This is a genomic window from Euhalothece natronophila Z-M001 (assembly GCF_007904085.1).
GTDB lineage: Bacteria > Cyanobacteriota > Cyanobacteriia > Cyanobacteriales > Rubidibacteraceae > Halothece > Halothece natronophila.
Genome location: NZ_CP042326.1, coordinates 93,010 through 117,125, shown reverse-complemented (window position 1 = coordinate 117,125; position 24,116 = coordinate 93,010). Strand labels below are relative to the sequence as shown.

Here is a 24,116-nt window from a genome sequence, read left to right as displayed (position 1 = left end):
GTATTAGTGATGAAAATCATACTGTGTTTTATGGTTTAAGAACTGAACCTGATACAGACTCCCCGATGCAAGTTGCTATGGTAGTAAATATGGGGGGCGATCCGCTAACTGTGACCTTGGGAGATTGGTTACAGCTAGATTTAGAGGAATGGGAAATCGCGATCGCGTCACCAGGAGTGACTATTGAGGATTTACACGCCTTTGAACTATCAGATTCCCAAGGCGTTTTACTCAAACCCAAGAAACAATAAATGAGATCCTGCTTTACAATATTTAAAAAACGTTCAAGAAGGATGATAAGTTCGGATGCGAGTGGCAATTGTTGGTGCAGGTTTAGCAGGACTCTCCACGGCGGTTAATTTAGTTGATGCAGGATGGGAAGTAGAAATTTATGAATCCCGTCCCTTTGTCGGCGGAAAGGTGGGTAGCTGGGTGGATAAAGAGGGAAATCATATAGAAATGGGCTTGCACGTCTTTTTTGGTTGCTATTATCATCTGTTCGCCTTAATGGAGAAAGTGGGCGCGATTGAAAACTTACGCCTCAAACAACATACCCACACCTTTATCAATGAAGGTGGGAAAATTGGAGAACTGGATTTTCGCTTTCTCACAGGTGCGCCCTTTAATGGCTTAAAAGCCTTTTTTACCACCTCTCAACTCTCTACCGTGGATAAAATGGCAAACTCCCTAGCTTTAGGAACGAGTCCCATTGTCAGAGGCTTAGTTGATTTAGAAGGGGCAATGAAAACAATCCGCAATTTGGATAACATTAGTTTTGCTGATTGGTTTCGTTCTCATGGCGGCAATGATGGCAGTCTGAAACGGATGTGGAATCCTATCGCCTACGCCCTCGGATTTATTGATACTGAGAATATTTCTGCCCGCTGTATGTTAACCATTTTCCAGTTATTTGCGGCGCGGACGGAAGCCTCTGTGTTACGAATGCTGGAAGGATCACCGCAAGAATATCTCCATCAGCCCATTATTGATTATCTCGAAGCAAGAGGGGCAAAAATTTATACCCGTCGCCGAGTGCGAGAAGTGCTTTATGAAGAGAAAAATGGGAAAACCAATATTACAGGGTTAGTTATTGCTAAAGGGGAAGAAAGCGAAACGATTACCGCTGATACCTATGTGGCTGCCTGTGATGTGCCCGGGATTAAACGTTTACTCCCAGAAGAGTGGCGCAAGTGGGAAGCCTTTGATAATATCTATAAACTGGAAGCAGTTCCTGTTGCAACGGTACAATTACGGTTTGATGGCTGGGTAACGGAATTACAAGACGAGTCGAAACAGAAGCAGTTAGAACAAGCTAGCGGATTAGATAATTTACTTTATACCCCAGATGCTGATTTTTCCTGCTTTGCTGATCTTGCCCTCACCAGCCCCGGTGATTATTATCGAAAAGGAGAAGGATCATTATTACAATTAGTGTTAACTCCAGGGGATCCCTTTATTAAAGAAAATAATCGCGCGATCGCGCATCATGTCCTTTCCCAAGTTCATCAATTATTCCCTTCTTCCCGAGACTTAAACATGACCTGGTACAGTGTTGTCAAACTTGCCCAGTCTTTGTATAGAGAAGCCCCTGGTATGGATATTTATCGCCCCAACCAAAAAACTCCTGTGAGTAACTTCTTTCTTGCTGGCAGTTATACTCAACAGGATTATATTGATAGCATGGAAGGGGCTACCATTTCGGGAGAACGCGCAGCACAAGCAATCCTTCAAGAAACACTAACAACAAAAGGCTCAAAATAAGCAGTACTAGAAGAAAATATTAAGCAAGTTGAGGATACTATTGATGGGATTAGTAAAGGTATCAAGCCTTTCTGAAGTGCGAGTGATGCCAGACCGTTCTACCACCAGAATATCCTGATCACGAAGAACAGGGTTTACGTCATCACCAACTCCTTCTGAAAAATCAACGGGAATTTCTCGTTCACTCACTGTTCCATCATCATTGAGACGGATGAGGGTGACATCGCTTTGTCTTGCCCGTTCTTGGTCAAATCCTCCTGCGGCTAAAAGCGCTTGATTTAAGGGAGTATTTGCTCCCACTTCAATTCTTCCTGGCCGTTCTACTTCACCAACAATATTGACGGTAATTTCATCAGGCGCAAATGTTGATCGTGCTAGTTGCGTCTTTTCGCTGGCAGTAATGGTTTCTGCCTCAGGAATTACAATGCGATCATCAGGACGTAAAGTAACATTTCCTTCCCCACCACCAGACTGGAGAAGTTCCCATAAATCAATGTTAATTGTTCGGGTTCCACCTCCTCTTTGTTGCCGAATAATTTCAACATCTCGGATTTGTGCTGTTTCTCGAATTCCGCCTGCTAAACTGATTACATCACTTAAAGTAGGAGTCCCTGCTGTTCTTGCCCCTAAAACTTGACCTTGGACAACACTTCCAGCATCTTCTGGAGACACCGCATAAGTTCCGGGGCGTTTTACTTCTCCCACAATCGTAATACGTACAGGACGGGCCCTCGTTAAGCGGACATTGACAAAGGGTCGTCTCAATAGGTCAGAAAGTTCTTCTGTAATTACCTCGGAGGCTTCTTCTAAGGTTAAACCTGCAAGTGGAATTGCCCCTACTAAAGGAAGGGTAATTGAACCTTCATCGAGAATTGTTTGCTCCCCACTGAATTCTTCTTCCTCAAAGACATCCAATTGAATGGTATCTCCAGGACCGAGTAAATAAGGATCAGTAATTTCGGGGCGAGACGTTCTTTGTTCAGGAAGAAGATTGGGTTGTTCTAAAGGCGAAACTTGTGCAGGTTGTTGGTTGGGCTGAGTTTGCGTTAGTTGTTGGTTAGGTTGAGTTGGTGCAGGCTGCTGATTAGGCTGAGTTTGCGTCGGTTGTTGGTTGGGTTGAGTTGGTGTCGGTTGCTGATTAGGCTGAGTTTCGGGAGACTGATTTTCTAAAGTGGGAAGTCCATTTGAGGGAGTTTGCCCCTGTACTTGTCCGTTAAAGGTTAGGGTAATTGTCACAAACGCAAGGCTGGAAACTAAATATTGAACTCTCATTGTTATTTATTGTCCGCTATTCAAAATATAAAGAATCGTTAATTTTTTATTGCTTTTTGCCACTTTTCTGTTCCTTTACGGGTTGGTGTTCCTTTAGTAGTAAATGCCCAAAGTGCTTTTTTATGTTGGCGACTATAACTAATATGAATTGGTCGATCGCTACCGCTTGCGGTCTGACCATAATAATAAAGGGAATCAAAGGGTAATTTTACACTAATAATCCAGTCAATTACCTCGTTACTTTTAACCGTTAGAATCAAAAAATCGCAGGCTGCACCTAATCTTGAACAGTAATATTTCCCGTTACGGTTAATTTCATGAGCCATGTGCTGATCACGACTGGGATCAATACGACCATTTTTAACACCTGTTTTGGGGTCTTTTTGATTAAGAAATCGTTTTAAGTCGGGGGAACAAAAACCATAAGTTAATTGAAAGTTATCATAACCAAAATGATCAATAATTGGATCTAAAATATAAGTATTTAGAGCCTGAATGGCAACAATGCTGTCTAGATTTTGGGGATAAGGATCAATTTGATCGGCATATTTAGTATAAGTTTTAGTACAAGTACAAAAGTGTTCTAAGGATAAGTATTTGCCAATTTCCATGATTAGGATTTTGAGGGCAATTGCTGACCTACTAATTGCTCTAGAATCGATTGCACCGAACGAGGTTCCCAGTTCAGTTCTTTTTTCGCTTTAGTTGCGTCAACTCTGACACAGCGATCATAGATGTAATGAACCCGCTCTCGACTTAGAGGAGGTTGCCAGTTTAATAATTGTCCTATGGGAGTTAAAATATTACCGATTAGCCGAATGAGCCACGGCGGCGCTTCTTTGGGTGTGGGAACACCTGTTTTTTCACTAATGAAATCAAACATTTCCCCAATGCTCAATTCTCCGGCGGAGATGATGTAATGTTCCCCATTTTGCCCAATTTCTGCGGCTTTAATCATGGCACTGACTAAGTCATCCACATGAACAATTCCTGTGACGCGATCGCGCCCTGGCCAAAACTTTAATTTGCCATCAGTAAATAGCTTGACAATTTGACCAAAGTGTGGATCCCCTTCTCCAAAAATCCCAACTGGTAAAACACTTACTACTGGTAGCCCTGCTTGTGCCATTTCATCCACAATTCGTTGGGCTTCGTACTTTGTCCAGTCATAAGCGGAGGAAAAGCCCTCTTGTTCCCGAGTAAAGGTTTCATCCACAACTCGCCCTTGCGTATCCCCAAAAATGCCAATAGTGCTACAATAAACCACCTTCGACACCCCAAGTTTTTTCGCCGTTTCCATCACAGCTTGGGTTCCCTCAATGTTAACTTTTGACATGGCTTGAGCATCCACTAGCCCTAATTCCACATAAGCCGCGGTATGAAAGACCACATCTACCCCAGACATGGCTTTTTCAAGGGAGTTGTAGTCAGTAATATCCCCCTTTACTAACTCCACTTGACAGCCTGTTAATTTTGAGAGGTCACTAGTCGGGCGCACCAAACCAACAACTTGATCTCCCCTTGCTTCTAACCCTCGCACTAAATGAGAGCCAGTAAACCCATTTGCCCCTGTAACTAATGCTTTCATAGTTGTTTTTCATACATACGATAAGTTTTTTCAATCGTTGCCCCAGTTTCTTCAATTAGACGACGAGACGGCAGATTATCTGCGTAAACCCAAGATAACTCTGCTTTTTCATAAAACTTACGATTTTCAAAAGCCTTATAAATGAGAGCCAAAGGAATCATTTTTCGCCGATATTCTGGTAAGCAACAAATCACCAAAACACGACCCTGTTTAATTTGGCGACGGTACCAGAGAAACTTCAGAATTCCCCACCAATTTAACTTGCCATTGACTTTTTTCAAAGCAATATTATAATCAGGGAGAGCCATGAAAAAGCCCACCATTTCGCCATTGTGTTCAGCAATGGGAAAGATATCAGGGTCAACTAAACTTTGTAACGAACGTGCCTGTTTCATAAACTCTTCTTTAGTGCGTGGAGTAGAACTCCAACTATCCTCAAAACAGCGGTCAAAGAGTTCATAAAGACTGTTAACCTCTTGTTCAAAAGCCTCCCCCTTGGTGTTTAAAGGGCGGAATGTAATCCCTGAGCGTGTCGCAATGCGATGGGCTTTCGCAAATTTCTCATCTAATTGGTCTTGAAGGGGCAACTCATAAGCATAGGCTTCCTTCACCGCTTCTCCCCCCCAAGCCAGAAAGAATGACTCGTAATAGGGAGGATTATAGGGGATCATAATCTGTGGTGGCGAATGAAAGCCATCTACAAGCCATAAGCAACCATTATGAGTAGTTAAATCAATGGGGCCCCGCATAAGGGTCATACCTTGTTCTCGTAACCAATTGGCAGCTGCGTCAAATAAAGCAAAAGCAATGTTTTGGTCTTCAATGCACTCAAAAAAGCCAAATAAGCCAACATTTTGACCTTCTTTGTCAATTAGACGTTGATCAACCGCAGCGACAATCCGCCCCACTGCTTCCTTATCCGAGTTAATTGCTAGAAATTGTTGCGTTTTCCCATAATTAAAAAACGCATTGTCTGGAGAAAGTTGGTCAGCGACTTCACTTTTTAAGGGGGGAACCCAATTGGGATCGTCTTTATAAACGCGCCACGGAACATTTAAAAATTGTTCGCTTTGGCTAGGGTTGGGGACAACTTCAATGGTCGCTGAGGTTTGAGAATTAATAACCATGTCAATCTTGAGCCTGGGGAATAGTAGTTTACATCCTAAGCACTAATGACGGGTTGATAGACTAACTCCCGAGTTTGAACCATCGCCTCTACTAACTGATCAATTTCTGCTTTGGTATGTAAAGCATTCGCCGTAATTCGCATTCGGGGTTTGGCGACAAACCAAATGGGAGAAATCCAAATTCCGTGATTTTCTAACATCACCCGTCCAAATTCTTTGGGGTTAATTTCAGGGGGTAGGAGAACTGGAATGACATTGGTTTCCCCAATTGCGTCAAAGCCAGCCTCTTGTAAGCGCGATCGGAGATAGGCAGTATTCTCCTGTAATTTTCGCACTAATTCTGGATGATTGCGAACTTGACGAATACTCTCTAAAGCCGCCGCCGTTGTGGGAGGAGGAAGAGAAATTGTCCCAATGGAGGTGGGAGAGACATTTAATAAAGGCTTTAATTCTTCCACATGGGAACTAATGGCTGCTCCAGCAGAAGCGGCAAATTTAGAGAAGGTGGTCATCACTAAAGGCACAACGCCTCGTTCAATGGCATATTGTGGGGTAAGCTGAAAATGCTCAAAAATGCCATGTCCAGTTGCGCCAATTGAGCCACTAGCATGGGCTTCATCTAAAAATAAAACACTGCCTTCATAGTCTGATAGTACCTCAATCATCTCTGGTAAGGGGGCAATATCCCCATCCATAGAAAAGACAGTATCGGTGACCACTAAAATGCGATCATCGGGACGAGCATAACGCTTGAGTTTCCGCGCTAAATCTTTAGTATCACAGTGGCGGTAAGCCTTAACCCTAACTTTTGGGCTGTGACCAAACACTTTTCCCGATCGCGTATCCGCATTTACCACTGCTGACACAATACAGCCGTGATTGAGAACATCAGTCAGAATTAACGTTTCTTTAGTATGCTCAAACCCAGGGACGGGAATGGCAAGATGACAAAACGCATCAGCTAGGGCTTGGGTTGCCATCCAAGCATTAAGAAATAACTGCGTATGGGGTAGCCCCTTAAAGGCGGAAATTTCGTCTTCAAGTTGCCGATGTAAGTCAATGCGTCCACTGAGCACGGAACAGGAACTATTAGACGTTCCATAATGGTGGATGGCATTGATCGCAGCTTCTTTAACTGCTGGGCTTTGTACTAATCCTAAGACATCATTCGTACAGAAGGTAAGAACCGTTTGCCGTTTCCCCGTGTCGGCATGTTCGATATCGACTAGGTTACCTTCCTTACGATGGCAGATGTATTCATCTGGCGCTAGTCCACTCTCGTACCAGCGCTTGACATATTCTTTAACAGTTTGCACGAGTTCACTCCTCTCTCCTTGGTTGAAAATAGTGACTACACATTGAGTCGATTTTAGCCGATTATTTATTGTAGAAGGGGTTATCCTATGCCAGATTGTAGCAGTGTAACTCTTATCATCTCCATGAGTTTCTGAATATTCTCTCTGATGATAGTTTTCCTATTTCTCAATTATGGTTTTAATTGCTACTGTTATGTTAAATAAAGGACGAAAGTAATGGCAAATTATCTAATTACAGGAACCAATCGGGGTATTGGCTTAGAATACTGTAAACAACTACAAGCAAAGGGAGAGACGGTGATTGCCGTTTGTCGTGAACCCAGTGAAGAGTTAAAAGCCCTTGGGGTTCCTGTGGAGTCTGGCATTGATGTTACCTCTGATGACTCAGTGGCTGAGTTAGTCAAACGACTGCAAGGAACGACCATTGATGTTTTAATTAATAATGCTGGGATTATTGAAGCCAATTCCCTTGAAAATTTAGATTTTGAGAGTCTTGAACGACAATTTCGCGTCAATGCAGTTGCCCCGTTACGAGTAACGAAAGCCCTCTTACCTTTAATTCCGAAAGGCGGAAAAATTGTTTTAATGACCAGTCGTATGGGCTCAATTGAAGATAATACTTCAGGGGGCTACTATGGCTATCGGATGTCCAAAACGGCGTTAAGCATGGCTGGAAAGTCTCTCGCTGAAGATTTAAAACCTCGTGGCATTGCTGTGGGGATTCTCCATCCAGGAATGGTACAAACTCGTATGACTGATTTTTCTGGCATTACCACCCAAGAATCTGTCCAAGGTTTAATTCAGCGCATTGAAGAACTGAATTTGGATAATTCTGGTACGTTTTGGCATGGGGTGAAAGGGGAAGTTTTACCTTGGTAAATTAACTTGCGTAGGGGGATTTTTGCCTCTACGCAAAGCTAATATGAAATGGAACTGAGCATGCTAAAAGGTTTATATTATTCTGATTTGGCAAGATTGCGAAATTCAGTTAATTCAGCATTAAAGAGAAGTTTAACTGTTCCTGTGGGGCCATTACGGTGTTTGGTAATGATAACTTCGGCTAAATCGCGATCGGGGCTATCTGGATTATAATAAGCATCACGATACAACATGACCACTAAGTCTGCATCCTGTTCGATACTGCCGCTTTCTCTCAAATCAGATAACATGGGGCGCTTGTTGGTGCGCTGTTCTACGCCACGACTAAGTTGAGATAGGGCAATTACAGGGGCTTTAACTTCCCGGGCTAGGGTTTTAAGGCTACGAGTAATCCGTGATAATTCCTGGACACGGTTATCGCCACCCCCTTCCATAAGTTGTAAGTAGTCGAGGAGAATTAACCCCAGTTGTCCTCGTTCAGCTTGCAATCGTCTCGCCTGCGATCGCATTTCCATAACGGTTAAAGTTGCAGTATCATCAATATAAATGGGGACTTCAGAAAGTGTGCCGATCGCGCGACTAAGTTTTTGATAATCCTGTTGTGTCAACCGTCCTGATCTAAGGCGATTACTTTCTACTTGTGCTTCACTGGCAAGTAACCGCTGGCTTAATTGTTCTTTCGACATTTCAAGGCTAAAAATGGCAACGGGTAAGTTATACTTTCCAGCTAAATTCCTTGCCATATTTAAGCCAAAAGCAGTTTTGCCCATAGAAGGTCGCCCAGCAAGAATAATCAAATCAGAAGGTTGTAACCCACTGGTCATGCTATCTAAGTCATAGAACCCTGTTTGTAAGCCTGGCAGTTTATCTTGGTTATAACGACCTTCAATTTCGTCATAAGTTTCCAGCAGGGTTTCTTGTAAGGAAACTAACCCTGATTGAGGTCGATCTTGAGTCAGTTGGAAAATGTTTTGTTCAGCGTGATCTAAAACTTGATTTAAGGTTTCACTGGTATCAAATCCTAGTTGGATAATTTTATATCCAGCCTCAATCAGTTGGCGGCGGAGATATTTATCTAAAACTAATTGGGCATAGCCATCAATATTAACAGCAGAAACCGTGCGATCTGCTAATTGCGCTAATTTAGGTCTTCCTCCCACTTTTTCCAGTAGTTGGTTATCTTCTAACCAAGTGGCAATGTTCATTAAATCTGTAGGCTGTTTTTGATGATTTACCGCGATCGCGGCTTTATAAATAATCTGATGCGCTTGCACATAAAAGGCTTCTGGATAGAGGATTTCTTCTACCCGCGCGATCGCCTCTGGATCTAATAAAATGCCTCCCAAAATACACTCTTCCGCTTCTACATTTTGAGGCGGTAGTGATTGATCATTAATCCCAATAAACTCAGACATTATCTAATTCAAATTCTTAATAAATTGGTAGTGGATGAGGGATTAACCGCTACTTTTATGCAATCAAGTTTGAGAGTTTTTTTCACTTTCCTAACTTTTAAATAATTCCCTCTTCTTCTAATTCCTCAATCATCTGTAACCCACGAGGATCCCCTAATTTCAAAAGAGAACCTTTAGCATCTTCTTTTACCCCAAAATCTTCATCTTCCACATAACTTTCAATTAAAGCATCCACTGCTGTTGCATAAACCACATTAGAAGGTAACTCCGAACATAATTGCCCTAATGTCCAAGCACAATTACTACGAACAGCAGGAATACTATCCTGTCTCAACCCGGCAATAATAGGCGGAATGGCTGGAATAATATCCTCGTAGTTGAGTTTTCCCACGTGCGTTAAGGCACTGGCTGCCCAAAGACGAACGGCTGAAATATCCGTTGCAAGGGCTTTTAGTAGGGGAGAAATTGAACGGCGATCGCGACTATTTCCTAACGCCCAAACCAATCCCTTACGCACATAACCATTCCAATCTGTAGCTAATTGTTGGATCAAGGGATCAACAGCATCTGGGTGAGGGTTACGTCCTAAAGCATAGGCAACACTTACTCGCACTAGCGGACAAACATCCCCTAAGAGACGAATTAAAGCAGGAACAGCGCGATCGTCTTGTAACTCACAAAAAGCACGGGCTGCTAACATCCGTTGGGGGGCTTCCTCTGATTCTAGTAACTGCAACATTTCCTCAGGATCAAAAGCAGAGGCAGATTCATCTTCTACCGATTCCATCTGATCTAGAGGACTCTCTTCTGAGAAATCAGCGTCTGTATCTAGTAGGGTGAGGTCTTCGTCATCTTGCATAATTAGTTAAACTATCATAGTTATCAGACAACTGCAACCTTGCTTACGTGGTATTTTTTTCTTTACTGGATTGAGAGGAATTTGGCATATCAAGAATGCTCAACTAATTTACGATTTTTTAACTCTAAATGTACCAACAAAGCATTAATATCGGCTGGATTAACGCCCCCAATTCGAGAGGCTTGACCAATGGTTAATGGTTTAACTTTTGATAATTTTTCTCGGGCTTCCATTGACAAAGTATCAATTTTCATATAGTCCAAATCGCTCGGTAAAGGACGATTACTTTGCTTAGTTACCTGATCAATTTGATTCTGTTGCCGTTGAATATATCCAGAATATTTAATATCAATTTCTGCGCCTTGTTTTTCCACACGATGGAGTTTAGCGTCACCTAATCCATACTCTTCTAAATTAGGATAATGAAACCCAGGGCGACGTAATAAATCAGCTAAAGTAACGGAACTTTTAATTTTTTGTCCTGTATCGGCAACAATTTGCTTGCCAATATCATCATGAGCTTTAATTCGCGTTGCGTGTAACCGTTCTTTTTCCGCAGTAATGTTCGCTTGTTTTTGTTGATAGGACTCCCAACGACGGTCATCAATTAAGCCAATTTCTCGTCCTAAGGGGGTTAAACGCTGATCTGCATTATCAGAGCGTAAAATTAAGCGATATTCAGAGCGACTGGTTAACATTCGATAGGGTTCTCTGAGGTCTTTTGTACACAGATCATCAATTAATGTCCCGATATAACTTCCTTCTCGGGGAAGTACCACCATTTCCTCCCCACGGGCAAAACGTACCGCATTAATTCCTGCTAGGAGTCCTTGGGCGGCGGCTTCTTCGTAACCAGTTGTACCATTAATTTGTCCTGCACAGAATAAGCCTTCAATTTTCTTGGTCATTAATGTGGGATAACATTGGGTAGCAGGTAAATAGTCATATTCCACCGCATAAGCTGGGCGTAACATCTTACAATTTTCTAACCCTGGCAGGGTGTGTAACATGGCTAATTGTAAATTTTCAGGAAGTCCCGTGGAGAAGCCTTGAATATATAATTCGGGAATATCTCGTCCTTCTGGTTCAATAAAAATCTGATGACTGTTTTTATCAGCGAAACGAACAATTTTATCTTCAATACTGGGACAATAACGGGGGCCTTTAGCTTCTACCCAACCCCCATAGACGGGAGATAAGTGTAAATTATCACGAATAATTTGATGAGTTTCTGGGGTAGTGCGAGTAAGGTAACAGCACATTTGTTCCCGTTCTACCCAGACTTCTGGATCAAAACTAAACCAACGGACTTCTTCATCTCCAGGTTGGGCTTCCATTTGACCATAATCTACTGAACGCTTATCTACTCGCGCTGGGGTTCCTGTTTTTAGTCGTCCCGTTTCAAAGCCCAATTGGTTTAAGGTTTCTGTTAACCCTACGGCTGCAAATTCTCCTGCACGTCCAGCAGGCATGGATTTATTGCCAACCCAGATACAGCCCCCTAAAAAAGTTCCTGTGGTTAAAATAACTGAGTAACACTTGAAGGCAGTGCCAAAGTAGGTTTCTACTCCAAGCACTTCTTGATTGTTCCCTAAAACCAAGTCAGTAACCATGCCCTCGCGCAGGGTTAAGTTTTCTTGATTTTCTACAATTTGGCGCATCACCCGAGAATATTCGCGCTTATCAGTTTGCGCCCGTAATGCCCAAACTGCTGGGCCCCGTGAAGCGTTGAGGACTCGTTTTTGCAGGTAGGTTCGATCTGCCATTTTCCCAATTTCACCGCCGAGGGCATCTACTTCGTGGGCGAGTTGGGATTTAGCCGGTGCGCCAACTGCTGGGTTACAGGGTTGCCAAGCAATGCGATCAAGGTTTAGGGTTAACATTAGGGTTCGACACCCGAGACGGGCGGCGGCAAGGGCGGCTTCACAGCCAGAATGTCCGCCACCAACGACGACAACATCAAATTCGTCTTGGAACTGCACAGAAGAAGTCATTAGCGTCTTGATCCTTTGCTAGGGGCTACTCTATTCTATTGTCGTTTTTTGTTTCTTTAGCGTCAATTATTGCTTTCTTAACTCTCTAACTTTTAACTTTTGCCTTTTCTGTTTGTCCCTGAAACTCAGGAACAAGTACAGATAGTAGATTCATCATTTTTTCTTGATCACCTTTTCGCGCTGCGTCTAAAAGGGAAAAGAGAGGTATTTCTAAGTGAGACCAGCTAATCATTTGTTCTTTAGCTGCATAAATTTTGGGGTGACTGGTGGGAATGGAAGTATTGGTATCAATTAGTAGTTCTTCATAGAGCTTTTCCCCTGGACGTAACCCTGTAATTCTTAGCTCAATATCTTTACCTACTTCTAAGCCACTCAATTTAATCATTTGTAAGGCTAAATCATAAATTTTGATCGGTTTACCCATATCTAATAAGAACACTTCTCCTCCTTTTCCTAAAGCACCTGCTTGAATCACTAACCTTGCTGCTTCGGGGATAGACATAAAATAGCGAGTAATATCGCGATGAGTCACTGTAATTGGTTTACGTTCAGCAATTTGTTTACGGAATCTAGGAACAACTGAACCATTACTATCGAGAACATTCCCAAACCGAACCATCACGAAGGTAGTTTCCTCAGGATTATTTTGAGCAAAGGCTTGTACGATTAATTCCCCGATACGCTTGGTTGCTCCCATAATATTAGTGGGCCGAACTGCTTTATCAGTAGAAATTAAGACATAATTTTTAACCCCGCATTCTTTCGCTGTTCTAGCAGTTACCAGTGTTCCATAAACATTGTTGATAATTCCCTGAGTCGGATTATATTGCACTAAGGGAACGTGCTTATAAGCGGCCGCATGATAAATGGTTTCAATGGCATAATCTTGGATAATATTCCGAAAATGGTTTTCGTCGGTGACTGAGCCTAGACAAGGAACACACCTCAGATGAGAAATTATTTCCTCCAATTCTTGATCAATGTTATACAGGGCATCTTCATTACGCTCATAAAGGACTAATACGCGCGGGTTTTGTTGAATAATTTGGCGACAAAGCTCTGAACCAATTGAACCACCTGCCCCCGTTACCAGAACAGCTTTTCCTGTAATATTAGTGCTGAGTAACTCTAAAATTGGGGGAACTTCTTGTCGCCCTAGTAAGTCAGTAACGTCAATCTGTCGGAGTTGACTAAGGGGAACATTGCCATTGATTAGTTCTCCTAGTCCAGGTACGGTTTTAACTGTTACAGGAATTTGTTTTAAATTATTAAGGATGGTTTGCTTCACTTCACCTTCTACAGAGGGCATGGCAAGCAAAATGGTTTTAACTTTATGATTTCTAACTAATTTGGGTAATCTAGTAGACGGGTAAACGGTAAGACCATTAATTTGCTGCTTTTGCAGTTCGGGGTTGTCATCGACAAAGGCAACAATGGAATAAGTTTTCTGGTTGCACAATGCTTGAGCCAATTCGGTTCCAGCGTTACCAGCACCATAAATAATTGCCTTGGGGGGAACTTCTCCCACAAAGAGGGGCGAATTAGCGTTATAGAGACACCAGCGGATGGTTAATCGGACTCCCACCATTAAAACAAGACTTAAAAGGGCATCAATAATAAAAACTGTGCGGGGAAGTTGTTCTAATTGCGCAAAAAATCCAATTACAATAATGATGGCATAACTAAGCGCGATCGCGCGGACTCCTTTATACAAAAGATCTAACCCTAAATAACGTAAAATCGGGCGATACATTCCCAGGGCGAGAAATACTAGTAACTTCACTAACAGGGTGATTATAATAATTGGTTGATAGTCTAGGAATAGAGACCCCACAGCTAAGGTTTCAAAGCGAGCCACAAAAGCAAATGCCATACTTACAATAAGAAGGATCAAATCAGTACTGACCAAGATCCATTGCTTCTGAGAACGAGACAAGGAAGCATGAATTTTTCGGCAAAGGTGGGCAAAAAGTTTAACCATAAGGATCAATTCTATGAAATAAATTTTCTAATAGTCATGGAGATGTAAAAGAGATTTTAGCTACTAGCTTAGAAAAAACAACTAGAAATACGTAACCAGTTGCAGAACATAGATAATAGCTATTGTGATCTTTGACCCCACCATTGACTTTCCTATTACCCAGCAACATATAGCGTTTCTTGGTTGGTTGAGGTACAAACTTAGTCACTAGTCATTAGTCATTGGTTTACAAACAACAAAGAACCAAACCATTAAAAAAGTACCTCATGAGATTGAAAACGGCTCTAAGGAAGATTTTAAAACAGTCTAGTGGGCTGTCAACTTAGAAATGAAGAGCTGATTAAGCTGAAAATTGCTATGGTTCAACCTTTTCGCAAAAATACTATTCATCAAAACAAACTTGATGACCCACTAAGTTATACAATATATGACAATTTTTTTGGAATGGGTTTATGCTATTTTCTTGTCGCAATGAAGTTATAGTATTGTTAATAATTATAGAGGGAAATTATGGATAGTTTACCGCCACTGACTCAAGACACAATTTGGGGGATCTTAAATGAAGAGATTTCTGATGCAACGGTTAATCAGTTAGTATGGTATTATCTGGGCTATCGATACGATCCTGAACGCCAAGTCTGGAACAACGAGGCAGTAGCATCTGAGTGGCAAGAAACGTATCCTCAGCCCCCTGATTTCATTGAAAGTCGTCCAGCCATTGTAAAGCTGACACGCTCAATCCCAAAGCCGAATAAACAACTCTTAAAGCAAAAGTTAGGTTTCAAGGGTTATAAAATTGGGGAGTTTGGCCCCAGAGAAACCAGACGGGCAACTATGGCAAACTGGCTATTAAGCTATATGCAGGAACAGGGACTACTTGATTAACGGAATTATCCGAATCGTGCTATCCTCCTAGATAAATTATTTTGTGTGAGGAGTTTAGAAATGGTCGTTGCTGTTAGCTCTAATTCTTTTCTCAATTTGTCCCAATTGCCTAAAAGTAAGTTATTTGGAACAGATGGCATTCGTGGTAAGGCTGGAAACTTATTAACAGCCCCTTTAGCCCTAGCTGTGGGGTATTGGGCTGGACAAGTGTATCAAGAAAAATATGGTAAGGGCGCGATCGCGATCGGGCAAGACTCTCGTAATTCTAGTGATATGCTTGCCATGTCTCTCACCGCAGGTTTAACCGCATCAGGTTTAGAAGTGTGGAATTTAGGCTTATGTCCCACTCCCTGTGTTGCCTATTTAACCGCTAATACCGACGCAATTGGGGGCATTATGATTTCGGCGAGCCATAACCCTCCTGAAGATAATGGAATTAAGTTTTTTAGTGCTAATGGCACAAAATTAAGCAAAACCGAAGCCAGTGCTATTGAAGCAGGGGTGAGAGGAGAAAAGCCAACGATTACCCACGATGTCAACTGGGGACAACATTATCCCCGTCAAGGCTTAGTCCAAAAATACACCACAGCCTTACAACAATCTTTACCCCATGAACGTCCTTTAGACGGGTTGAAAATTGTTTTAGACCTAGCATGGGGGGCTTGTGTGGAAATTGCCCCGAGTTTATTTCAAGAAATGGGCGCAGAAGTGATCCCCCTCCATGATAGCCCCGATGGTGATCGCATTAATGTTGACTGTGGTTCTACCCATCTCAATGTCTTACAGCAAGCTGTCTGTGAAACACAAGCGGATATGGGCTTTGCCTTTGATGGAGATGCCGATCGCGTTTTAGCAGTAGATAACCAAGGGCGCGTAGTGGATGGGGATTATATTCTCTATTTTTGGGGGAACTTGCTCAAAAATCAGGCGCAACTCCCTGATAACTTATTAGTGGCAACAGTGATGGCAAATTTAGGCTTTGAACACGCTTGGTCAAAACAGGGCGGTCAGTTAATCCGCACTCCTGTAGGCGATCAGCACGTGCAAGCTCAAATGTGGGAAACTGGGGCAATGCTTGGAGGAGAACAATCAGGTCATGTCATCTGTCATCACTATAATTGTAGTGGGGATGGCGTACAAACTGCCCTCCATTTAGCCTGTTTAACGCAGGAACTGGGAATGTCTTTAAGTCAAATGCGAGATGAAAGTTTTGAAACCTATCCCCAATTATTAACCAATGTTCGCGTTGAAGATGCCCAACGACGGTGTGCTTGGGAAGACTGTGATGCTCTGCAAAGCGCGATCGCGCAAGCCGAACAAGCCATGGGCGATCAAGGACGGGTTTTAATTCGGGCTTCAGGAACTGAACCTCTCATTCGGGTCATGGTAGAAGCCTATGAGTGGGAAATTGCCAACCACTGGAGTCATCAGTTGGTTCAAACCGTGCATCAAAATTTGGTCAATTCCGTAAGCCATTATTCCTAAGCATAAGGGCTTTGAGGGAGATTCAGCACATTTGCTGCTATCATAACAGCTAAAGACCTCCTTCGCGGAGAACTGCAATGACGTTTAACGAAAACTCTCAACCTGATCCTTCCTCTGAGGAAACTTCCTCCCAACAAAGCCTTCCTCCCCAAGAACCTAAGCGATGGCGTTTGTTGCTATTGATCTTGCTTCTACTGGGGCTGGGAGGTGGAATCAGTGTGGGTTGGTATTTAATTTATCGTCAATTACCGCAAACCGTTGCCAATGCTCTTTCTGGCATCTTCTCACGTCCTGTAGAAGTTGGCAATGTAGAATCCTTTTCTCTCACTTCTCTACGTTTTGGGGAAACCACCCTTCCCGCCACTGACGAACACTCGGAACAAGTGACCATCCCTGCAGTTGCCGTTAATTTTACGCCCTTTACGGTCATTACAGAACAGGCTTTAGACCTAGAAGTTACCCTTGTTGATCCCGAAATTATAGTCGAACAAACAGAAGAAGGAGAATGGTTAACCACCGACTTCACCGAACAGCCTCCCGGAATTATTGATATTAGGCTGAATCGTCTCAACGTTGAAAATGCTAGCCTTAGTCTTTCTCCTCGGAATGAAGCAGGGGAATTAGAATCTCCTGTTAACCTTAATTTCACTGAACTCAATAGCCAATTTCTCGATAATAACCAACGCTTTCCCTTTCAGGTAGAAAACTTAACCCCTACAGATACTAGCGGCAGGATTGATTTAGAAGGAGAAGCCAATCTCGAAACGGAAGAAATTGCCCTGTCGCTAAATACTAGCGAGTTTGCAGTGGGGGAACTTGGAAGACTGCTAGATTTTCCTGTAAACGTTTTAGATGGAACACTCAACGCTGAAACTGAAATTAGCTTTTTTCTCAATGATAGGCTACCTAAACTGGAAGGAACGGCTGAAGTAAGAAACGCTGCTCTGCAAGTAGAACCTTTTAATACTCCTTTTCAAGAGACAAATGCCCAAGTACGCTTTTCAGATAGAGACATTATTTTTGAAAACTTAGAAACCCAATTTGGAGAATTGGCAGGAGTTGCAGAAGGCACAATTAATCTTGCAACTGGCTATGATTTAACCGCCGATATTGCCCCCACTTCCATCGAGGGAATTTTTTCGGCATTTGAAATAGATCAACCTGAAATTCCGCTTAGTGGAACCATCGCAGGTAACCTTGCCCTCAGTGGAGCGTTAAATGATCCCCAACTGGATATTTTTGCCAACAACACTGAAACTGCGGTTATTGACCAAGTTCCATTTAGTCAAGTTCAAAGCCAACTTTCTTTACAGGGCAACCAATTATTAATACAAAACTTTCAGGCGAATCCCCAAGCAGGGGGAAATATCATCGCCCAAGGTGATTTAGACTTGACTTCAGAACAAGCCATTGATCTTGATGTAGAAGTGCAAGACGTTGCAGGAGAGATCATTCGCCCCTATCAGCCTGATTTACCTTCTGATTTAGGAACTTTGAATGCAACAACTCAAATTAGTGGTAAATTGCGTGACTGGCAAAATTTAAGCGGACAAGGAGAGGCTAGCCTTGCCATTGCCAATGGAGAAGTGAGAGTTTCTCAACTGCAATTATTAGAAGGTCGTCTCCAAGGAATGATTAATATCGAGGGGATTCAACCTGAGAGAATTGCCCCTAATGTTCCCTCGCAGTTACAAAATCCCATTTCAGGAGAATTAGCATTTGGCGGCGATCTCGCTGATTTTTCTCCAGAAAAGATTACCCTTAGTGGAAGAGGGGAACTCACGATTCCGGAAGGGCAATTAGCGGCGACAGCCATTAATTTAAGCCAAGGTCAACTCGATGCTAATCTTGATATTACTAACCTTCCTTTAGGTTTTATTGCCCCTGAAACCCCTGAGGAATTTAATGAATTACTATCAGCGCAGTTGCAAGTAGCTGCTGATATTAGAGAGTTTGATCTGAATAAGATAGAAGGAAGAGGCTCTGGGGCGATTACTCTTACAGGTCGCGAAACCAGTGAAATTAACCTGAGTAATTTAAGTCTTAGCGCAGGTAACTGGCGTGGGGATATCGGGGTTCGTAATTTAGAGGTGGGACGCTTTACTCAGGAGCTTCCAGTACAACTTCAAGGGACTCGCTTAGATACGCAACTTACAGCCCAAGGAACCATTGATGATCTCACTCTAGAAGGGTTAACGGTGGAAGGTTCGGGGGTTCTGAATGTTGTGGGTCGCCAACCGAGTCGGATCAACTTTGATAATGCACGTCTCAGTAATGGCAATTGGGAAGGCGAGATTGATGCAAGTAATTTAGATGTTGGACGCTTACTCCCTGATGTTCCCGCTCAACTGCAAGGAACACTCTTTGATACCCAATTAACTGCCCAAGGAACTCTAGATGATCTCACGCCAGAAGGGGTTAGTGTTGAGGGATCAGGAGAACTGAAAGGTATTTTAGATGGAAGGATTCGAGCAACAACGATGCGCTTACAAGAGGGAGCATTTGAATTAGTCGCAATCCCTGAGAATTTAGAATTAGCTCAACTCTCTGATGAGTTACGAGGAGGAGTCGCTGGTGAAGTAAGAGCGCAAGGTAATTTAGCTGATTTATCTCCTACTGGGATTACCGCACAAGCCAATTTAGACTTTGATCAGGGAGTAAGTTTAGTTCGGGAACCGTTAAGCACTCGCCTGCGGTGGGATGGTCGCCAGGTGGTTTTAGAAGAAGCGGAAGCAGAGAACTTTTTTGCTGAGGGAACGGTGGCAATAGATTTAGAACAACAGGGAGCAGACATTATTGAAAATGCTGATTTAGCAGTTGATGCTCAAAATTTAGATTTAGCTGCCTTGCCTATTCCAGAACCTGAAGCCATTGGAGCATTGAATCTCGAAGGGTTAGCTGGTTTTGCTGGAGAAATTCAAGGCAATGTTAGAAATCCTCAAGTTGAGGGAGATATTCGCTTAGATGATTTTGCCTTAAACCGCTTTATCTTTGATCCTGAAATGACAGGAACGATTTCAGCCAACGCGGAAGAAGGGGTGAGATTTAATTTACAGGGCAATGAAGAGGACGCTGATCAAATTCAATTTGCTTTACTCTCGCCAACAGAAAGGGATTTTCTACCTTTAGAACCTGCTTCTTTTCGGGTGAAATATCAGGAAGCCCTAGCAGAAGGAAACCGAGAAGAAGATGATTTAATGGTGAGTTTAAGGGAGTTGCCCATAGATTTATTAAGAGATTTTGCCCCCTTACCCGAAGAGTTCGCGGAACAGCCAGCTTCAGGAACATTAGACGGAGATTTAGCAGTTAATTTAGAGGATTTTTGGGTATCGGGAGACTTAGCCTTACTCAATCCAGCATTGGGACGATTTAACAGCGATCGCGTTGCCGCCACTTTCTCTTACCGCAACGATACTTTAGATGTTACCGAAGCCACCTTAATCCAAAATGAAAGCAGATATCATGCTGATGGTCGTCTCACTTTCACCGAAACCACTCCTGAATTTCAGGGCAATCTTGATATTGAACAGGGACGGATTGAGGATATTCTGACAGCAATACAAGTTTTTGATTTTGCTGATTTTGGTGAGGACTTTCTCACTCCTCGCTATGGAGGTGCTGAGGATCTTGATGTGACTTCAGTTAGCGTTCAAGACCAACCCCTAGAAACTCAACTGCGACGCTTCTCGGAAATTAGAGCCCTCCTTGACCAAATGCAAGTGAATCAAGATACAGCCCCTCTCATCCCTTCTCTTGATTTAGCTCAAGGGAATTTTACGGGTCAAGTTGCTGTGCAAGGAAGTTCTTTTGATCTAGCTGACATTCAAGCAGAATGGGAGATTGATGGAGAACGCTGGCAATGGGGCCCTTATGCAGCAGAAACAGTCACGGCACGGGGGAATTTAGATAATGGTGTAATTACCCTACTGCCTTTACGTTTTGCTTCGGGAGAGAGCTTTGTTAATCTGAGAGGAACATTTGGCGGAGACAACCAATCAGGTCAGGTAGAAGTCAATGAAGTGCCTGTGGCAGCGTTACAAAATATTGTGGAACTACCAGAATTTGTTGGCGTTAGTGGCTTCATTAATGGGACAGCAACGGTGGCTGGTAGTCCTGATAATCCCACTTCTCGGGGGGAATTGCGCGTCGCTGAGGCAACGCTTAATGAAAGACCGATTGATACAGTACAGGGAAGTTTTAGCTACAGTAACTCGGAGTTAAATTTCTTTGCTCGGGGTTTACTCACACCTGAAAGTGAACCACTGACTGTAGTCGGTGAAATTCCTTATCAACTTCCTTTTGCTGAAGTTCCTCCAGCTTCTGATAATTTAAACATTGAAATTAGTCTCCAAGATGATGGGTTTGCTCTCCTTGATGTCATTAGTGATGGACAATTAGCTTGGGAAGGAGGAACAGGTGATGCGAATCTGGCGATCAGTGGCCCCTTTGATCCCGAAGATTTCCAGATTGAACAGTTAACAACAGAAGGGGTGCTAAATCTATCGGACGCTAGCATTAGTACAGCCATTCTGCCACAACCTTTAACAAATATTAATACGCTAGTTAACTTTAATTTGGATCAGCTAAGTGTAGAACAATTTAATGCTGATTTAGGTGGAGGAGAAGTCAACATGACAGGAGGGCTAGCATTATTTAATCCAGCAGCGTCTCCCGAAAGTCTTGATATTAGTTTAGACAATTTAGCTGTTGATTTACCGAATCTTTATCAGGGAAATGTGGCAGGAGAAGTCAATATTGGTCGAAGCGCGATCGAGCCAGAAATAGGCGGTGATATTACAGTTTCACAAGGAGAAGTTATCTTAGCTGAGGAGGAAGAAGAAAATGGAATTGCTCAAAATGGTCAAGGACTCAATGGTCAAGAAAACGGAGCCAATATTGGATTTAGAGATTTAAGAATTACCCTCGCGGATGAGGTTAATGTGACTCGCCAACCGATTCTAGATTTTCTGGCAGATGGAAGTTTAGTTTTGAATGGAAGTCTTGATAATATCCAGCCTCAAGGAACAATTAATTTGCGTCGGGGTCAAGTCAATTTCGGGTTAGCTCAGTTTCGGTTAGCAAGAGATCATGAGCAAACCGCAACCTTTATTCCCGCTCAAGGTTTTGATCCAACATTAGATATCCGTCTAATTACGTCTGTCTCCGAAACTCAAGGAAGCATTGGACGTGGTGATACTGGTACAGAAGTTCGGGATCAGCCCCTAGATAGATCAGTGGGGACTTTACGCTCTATTCAAATTGAGGCTCTTGTACAGGGTCGTGCTAGTGAATTACAGCCAGGGACTTTAACGACAAATGATGACATTTTAACCCTTAGAAGTGAGCCTCCTCGTAGTGAAACACAAATTCTTGCCCTTCTCGGTGGAGGATTAGCTAGGACTTTTGGAGAAGAGACGGCGTTAGGACTAGCTGATATTGCTGGTTCTGCTTTATTTGGGGCTTTTCAAGCTACAATTGGGGATGCTTTAGGCTTAAGTGAATTTCGTCTTTTTCCCACGCTAATTCCTACAGAACTAGAAGATGGAGAAGATGGCACTAGATCTACATTAGGATTTGGTGCAGAAGCTGGAATTGACATTAGCAATGATTTTTCTCTATCAGTTTTAACAATTTTTGATGCTAATCAACCAATTCAATATAGTGTGAGGTATCGTTTAGATGATTCCATTCTGCTAAGGGGGTCAACTGACTTTTCTGATAATAGCAGTTTTATTATGGAGTACGAAACTCGCTTCTAATTCGCTATTGGTGATTAGTGATTGGAGTAGGGCGCTTGTTTGCGTAAAAAAGATAAACAAGGAAGTCACAATCATTGCAAAGCGTTAGAATTAAACTGATCAATCATCTTTATTATGAATTTTTTTCAGTGTTGCTATGATGTTAAGCGAGCTGACCCCAATTTTTAAGGAACTAACCCAACAACCGATTAGCTTTTTAGGAGGCTTAGTATCGGGGAGCTTACGCCTCAGCCCTGACCAAGAACCTCTTAAAAGCTGGTTGGAACAGCAAGGGGGGAAAACGACTCAGGCTGCGTCTTCTTCTGAAGATCAAGCTCCACAAACCATTAATATTGAATGATAATTAAAGAGATAATCTTAATCCTTGAGAAATGAATTATCGATAACAAGTTGTCATTTTTGTAAGAAAAGCTACAATCATGGCTAGGTCTTTCCTTTTCAAGGCTTCCCTCTAAGGAGAGAAATTTCGATAACTGAGCTTCTTGAGGAAGCAACTAGGAAACACAATAATTAAATTGCACTTAACCATTGATCATCATTGTTCTAGTGGTGAAAATAGTAAGGAGTAAAAGGAAAACAAGCCTTATGCAGGTAAATACACTAACCAGCCAGCAACAGCATAAAAACGAATTAGAGCGTTTAATTGAAGAACAAAGTCGCGAGGCAGCCCAAGGCAATACCATTGAGGTGGAGGTAGAGCCCACGGCTTCTGACTTGGATCAAGAAATGTTGGAAGAAACCACAGATGTGGATTTAACGGATGAATCTTTGCCCAAGGTAGTGGAAGCAAATACTTCTTCTAAGCCGGATAAGTCTGATGAAACAGAGAAAAAATCCTATACTGAGGACTCCATTCGACTTTATTTGCAAGAAATTGGTCGCATTCGTTTATTACGAGCGGATGAAGAAATTGAATTGGCTCGCAAAATTGCGGATTTGCTGGAATTAGAGCGCAAACGCACGGAGTTAGAAGCAACGATTGGCTCTGAACCAACGCTTGAGGAATGGGCGCAAGAAGTTGATATGCCTCTGCCGAAGTTTCGCCGACGCTTAATGCTGGGGCGACGCGCGAAAGAAAAAATGGTGCAGTCTAATTTACGGCTGGTAGTGTCCATTGCCAAAAAATATATGAATCGCGGCTTATCATTTCAGGATTTGATTCAAGAAGGCTCTTTAGGACTAATTCGCGCTGCCGAAAAGTTTGATCACGAGAAGGGCTATAAGTTTTCCACTTATGCCACCTGGTGGATTCGACAAGCAATTACTCGCGCGATCGCGGATCAATCTCGTACGATCCGCCTCCCGGTTCACCTTTATGAAACGATTTCTCGCATTAAGAAAACGACAAAGGTTCTTTCTCAAGAGTTGGGACGTAAGCCCACTGAGGAGGAAATCGCGGAACGGATGGAAATGACTATCGAAAAGTTACGCTTTATTGCTAAATCGGCGCAACTTCCGATTTCTTTAGAAACCCCCATTGGCAAAGAGGAAGATTCCCGTTTAGGTGACTTTATTGAAGCGGATGGGGAAACACCAGAAGATGAAGTGTCTAAAAGCCTACTGCGAGAAGATTTAGAAGATGTCCTTGATACCCTTAGCCCCCGCGAACGAGATGTTCTCCGTCTGCGCTATGGCTTAGAAGATGGGCGGATGAAAACTTTAGAGGAAATTGGGCAAATTTTTAATGTTACTCGCGAACGTATCCGCCAAATTGAAGCGAAAGCTCTAAGAAAATTACGTCATCCTAACCGTAACAGCATTCTCAAAGAATATATTCGGACTTAGAAAAATTAAA

Annotated in this window: 17 protein-coding genes; 8 read left to right on the top strand and 9 right to left on the bottom strand. The window is 42.7% G+C overall.

What is annotated here, in order from left to right:
• Positions 1–23: 23 nt before the first annotated feature.
• Complete coding sequence (gghA, locus tag FRE64_RS17790) at positions 24–251, top strand: glucosylglycerol hydrolase (protein WP_246140359.1); 228 nt, start codon at positions 24–26, stop codon at positions 249–251.
• Between the two features lie 55 nt (positions 252–306).
• A complete protein-coding gene (gene zds / locus FRE64_RS00510; protein WP_146294170.1) occupies positions 307–1,761 on the top strand; it encodes a 9,9'-di-cis-zeta-carotene desaturase in 1,455 nt (484 codons plus the stop codon).
• Positions 1,762–1,767: 6 nt separating this feature from the next.
• Here zds and FRE64_RS00505 read toward each other — a convergent pair whose 3' ends face one another.
• From FRE64_RS00505 to FRE64_RS00485, 5 genes are read right to left on the bottom strand one after another with little or no spacing between them, the layout of a single operon-like run.
• On the bottom strand, positions 1,768–3,033 hold the full coding sequence (locus FRE64_RS00505) for a polysaccharide biosynthesis/export family protein (RefSeq protein WP_146294169.1): 1,266 nt from the start codon (positions 3,031–3,033) through the stop codon (positions 1,768–1,770).
• Between the two features lie 38 nt (positions 3,034–3,071).
• Complete coding sequence (locus FRE64_RS00500) at positions 3,072–3,644, bottom strand: hypothetical protein (protein WP_186708895.1); 573 nt, start codon at positions 3,642–3,644, stop codon at positions 3,072–3,074.
• A 2-nt stretch (positions 3,645–3,646) separates the two neighbouring features.
• A complete protein-coding gene (locus FRE64_RS00495) occupies positions 3,647–4,621 on the bottom strand; it encodes an NAD-dependent epimerase/dehydratase family protein (protein ID WP_146294167.1) in 975 nt (324 codons plus the stop codon).
• Complete coding sequence (locus FRE64_RS00490; protein ID WP_146294166.1) at positions 4,618–5,748, bottom strand: GNAT family N-acetyltransferase; 1,131 nt, start codon at positions 5,746–5,748, stop codon at positions 4,618–4,620. The genes FRE64_RS00495 and FRE64_RS00490 overlap by 4 nt, the downstream gene beginning before the upstream one ends.
• Positions 5,749–5,783: 35 nt before the next feature.
• Positions 5,784–7,064, bottom strand: coding sequence for an aminotransferase class I/II-fold pyridoxal phosphate-dependent enzyme (locus FRE64_RS00485; protein ID WP_146294165.1), 1,281 nt, complete (start codon positions 7,062–7,064; stop codon positions 5,784–5,786).
• 216 nt (positions 7,065–7,280) lie between these two features.
• Here FRE64_RS00485 and FRE64_RS00480 point away from each other — a divergent pair, with 216 nt between their 5' ends.
• On the top strand, positions 7,281–7,943 hold the full coding sequence (locus FRE64_RS00480) for an SDR family oxidoreductase (RefSeq protein WP_146294164.1): 663 nt from the start codon (positions 7,281–7,283) through the stop codon (positions 7,941–7,943).
• 77 nt (positions 7,944–8,020) lie between these two features.
• Here the strand turns inward: FRE64_RS00480 and dnaB are convergent, their stop codons facing one another.
• The 4 genes from dnaB to FRE64_RS00460 form a co-directional block, all read right to left on the bottom strand.
• A complete protein-coding gene (gene dnaB / locus FRE64_RS00475; RefSeq protein WP_146294163.1) occupies positions 8,021–9,358 on the bottom strand; it encodes a replicative DNA helicase in 1,338 nt (445 codons plus the stop codon).
• Between the two features lie 97 nt (positions 9,359–9,455).
• On the bottom strand, positions 9,456–10,217 hold the full coding sequence (locus tag FRE64_RS00470; protein WP_146294162.1) for a HEAT repeat domain-containing protein: 762 nt from the start codon (positions 10,215–10,217) through the stop codon (positions 9,456–9,458).
• Positions 10,218–10,306: 89 nt separating this feature from the next.
• Positions 10,307–12,211 carry a tRNA uridine-5-carboxymethylaminomethyl(34) synthesis enzyme MnmG gene (gene mnmG / locus FRE64_RS00465; protein WP_146294161.1) on the bottom strand — a complete coding sequence of 635 codons (1,905 nt, stop codon included), beginning with the start codon at positions 12,209–12,211 and terminating at the stop codon, positions 10,307–10,309.
• Between the two features lie 85 nt (positions 12,212–12,296).
• The gene (locus FRE64_RS00460) at positions 12,297–14,084 is read right to left on the bottom strand and encodes a polysaccharide biosynthesis protein (RefSeq protein WP_246140358.1); all 1,788 of its coding nucleotides are present in this window, start codon (positions 14,082–14,084) and stop codon (positions 12,297–12,299) included.
• Positions 14,085–14,702: 618 nt separating this feature from the next.
• Here FRE64_RS00460 and FRE64_RS00455 point away from each other — a divergent pair.
• From FRE64_RS00455 to rpoD, 5 genes are all read left to right on the top strand, one after another.
• On the top strand, positions 14,703–15,077 hold the full coding sequence (locus tag FRE64_RS00455) for a DUF1823 family protein (RefSeq protein ID WP_146294159.1): 375 nt from the start codon (positions 14,703–14,705) through the stop codon (positions 15,075–15,077).
• A gap of 60 nt (positions 15,078–15,137) precedes the next feature.
• Positions 15,138–16,562, top strand: coding sequence for a phosphoglucosamine mutase (gene glmM, locus FRE64_RS00450; RefSeq protein WP_146294158.1), 1,425 nt, complete (start codon positions 15,138–15,140; stop codon positions 16,560–16,562).
• Positions 16,563–16,639: 77 nt separating this feature from the next.
• Complete coding sequence (locus FRE64_RS00445) at positions 16,640–22,321, top strand: translocation/assembly module TamB domain-containing protein (protein ID WP_146294157.1); 5,682 nt, start codon at positions 16,640–16,642, stop codon at positions 22,319–22,321.
• A gap of 136 nt (positions 22,322–22,457) precedes the next feature.
• Positions 22,458–22,661: a hypothetical protein gene (locus FRE64_RS00440; protein WP_146294156.1), complete on the top strand. Its 204-nt coding sequence runs from the start codon at positions 22,458–22,460 to the stop codon at positions 22,659–22,661.
• A gap of 245 nt (positions 22,662–22,906) precedes the next feature.
• Positions 22,907–24,106, top strand: coding sequence for an RNA polymerase sigma factor RpoD (gene rpoD, locus FRE64_RS00435; RefSeq protein WP_146294155.1), 1,200 nt, complete (start codon positions 22,907–22,909; stop codon positions 24,104–24,106).
• Positions 24,107–24,116 lie beyond the last annotated feature (10 nt).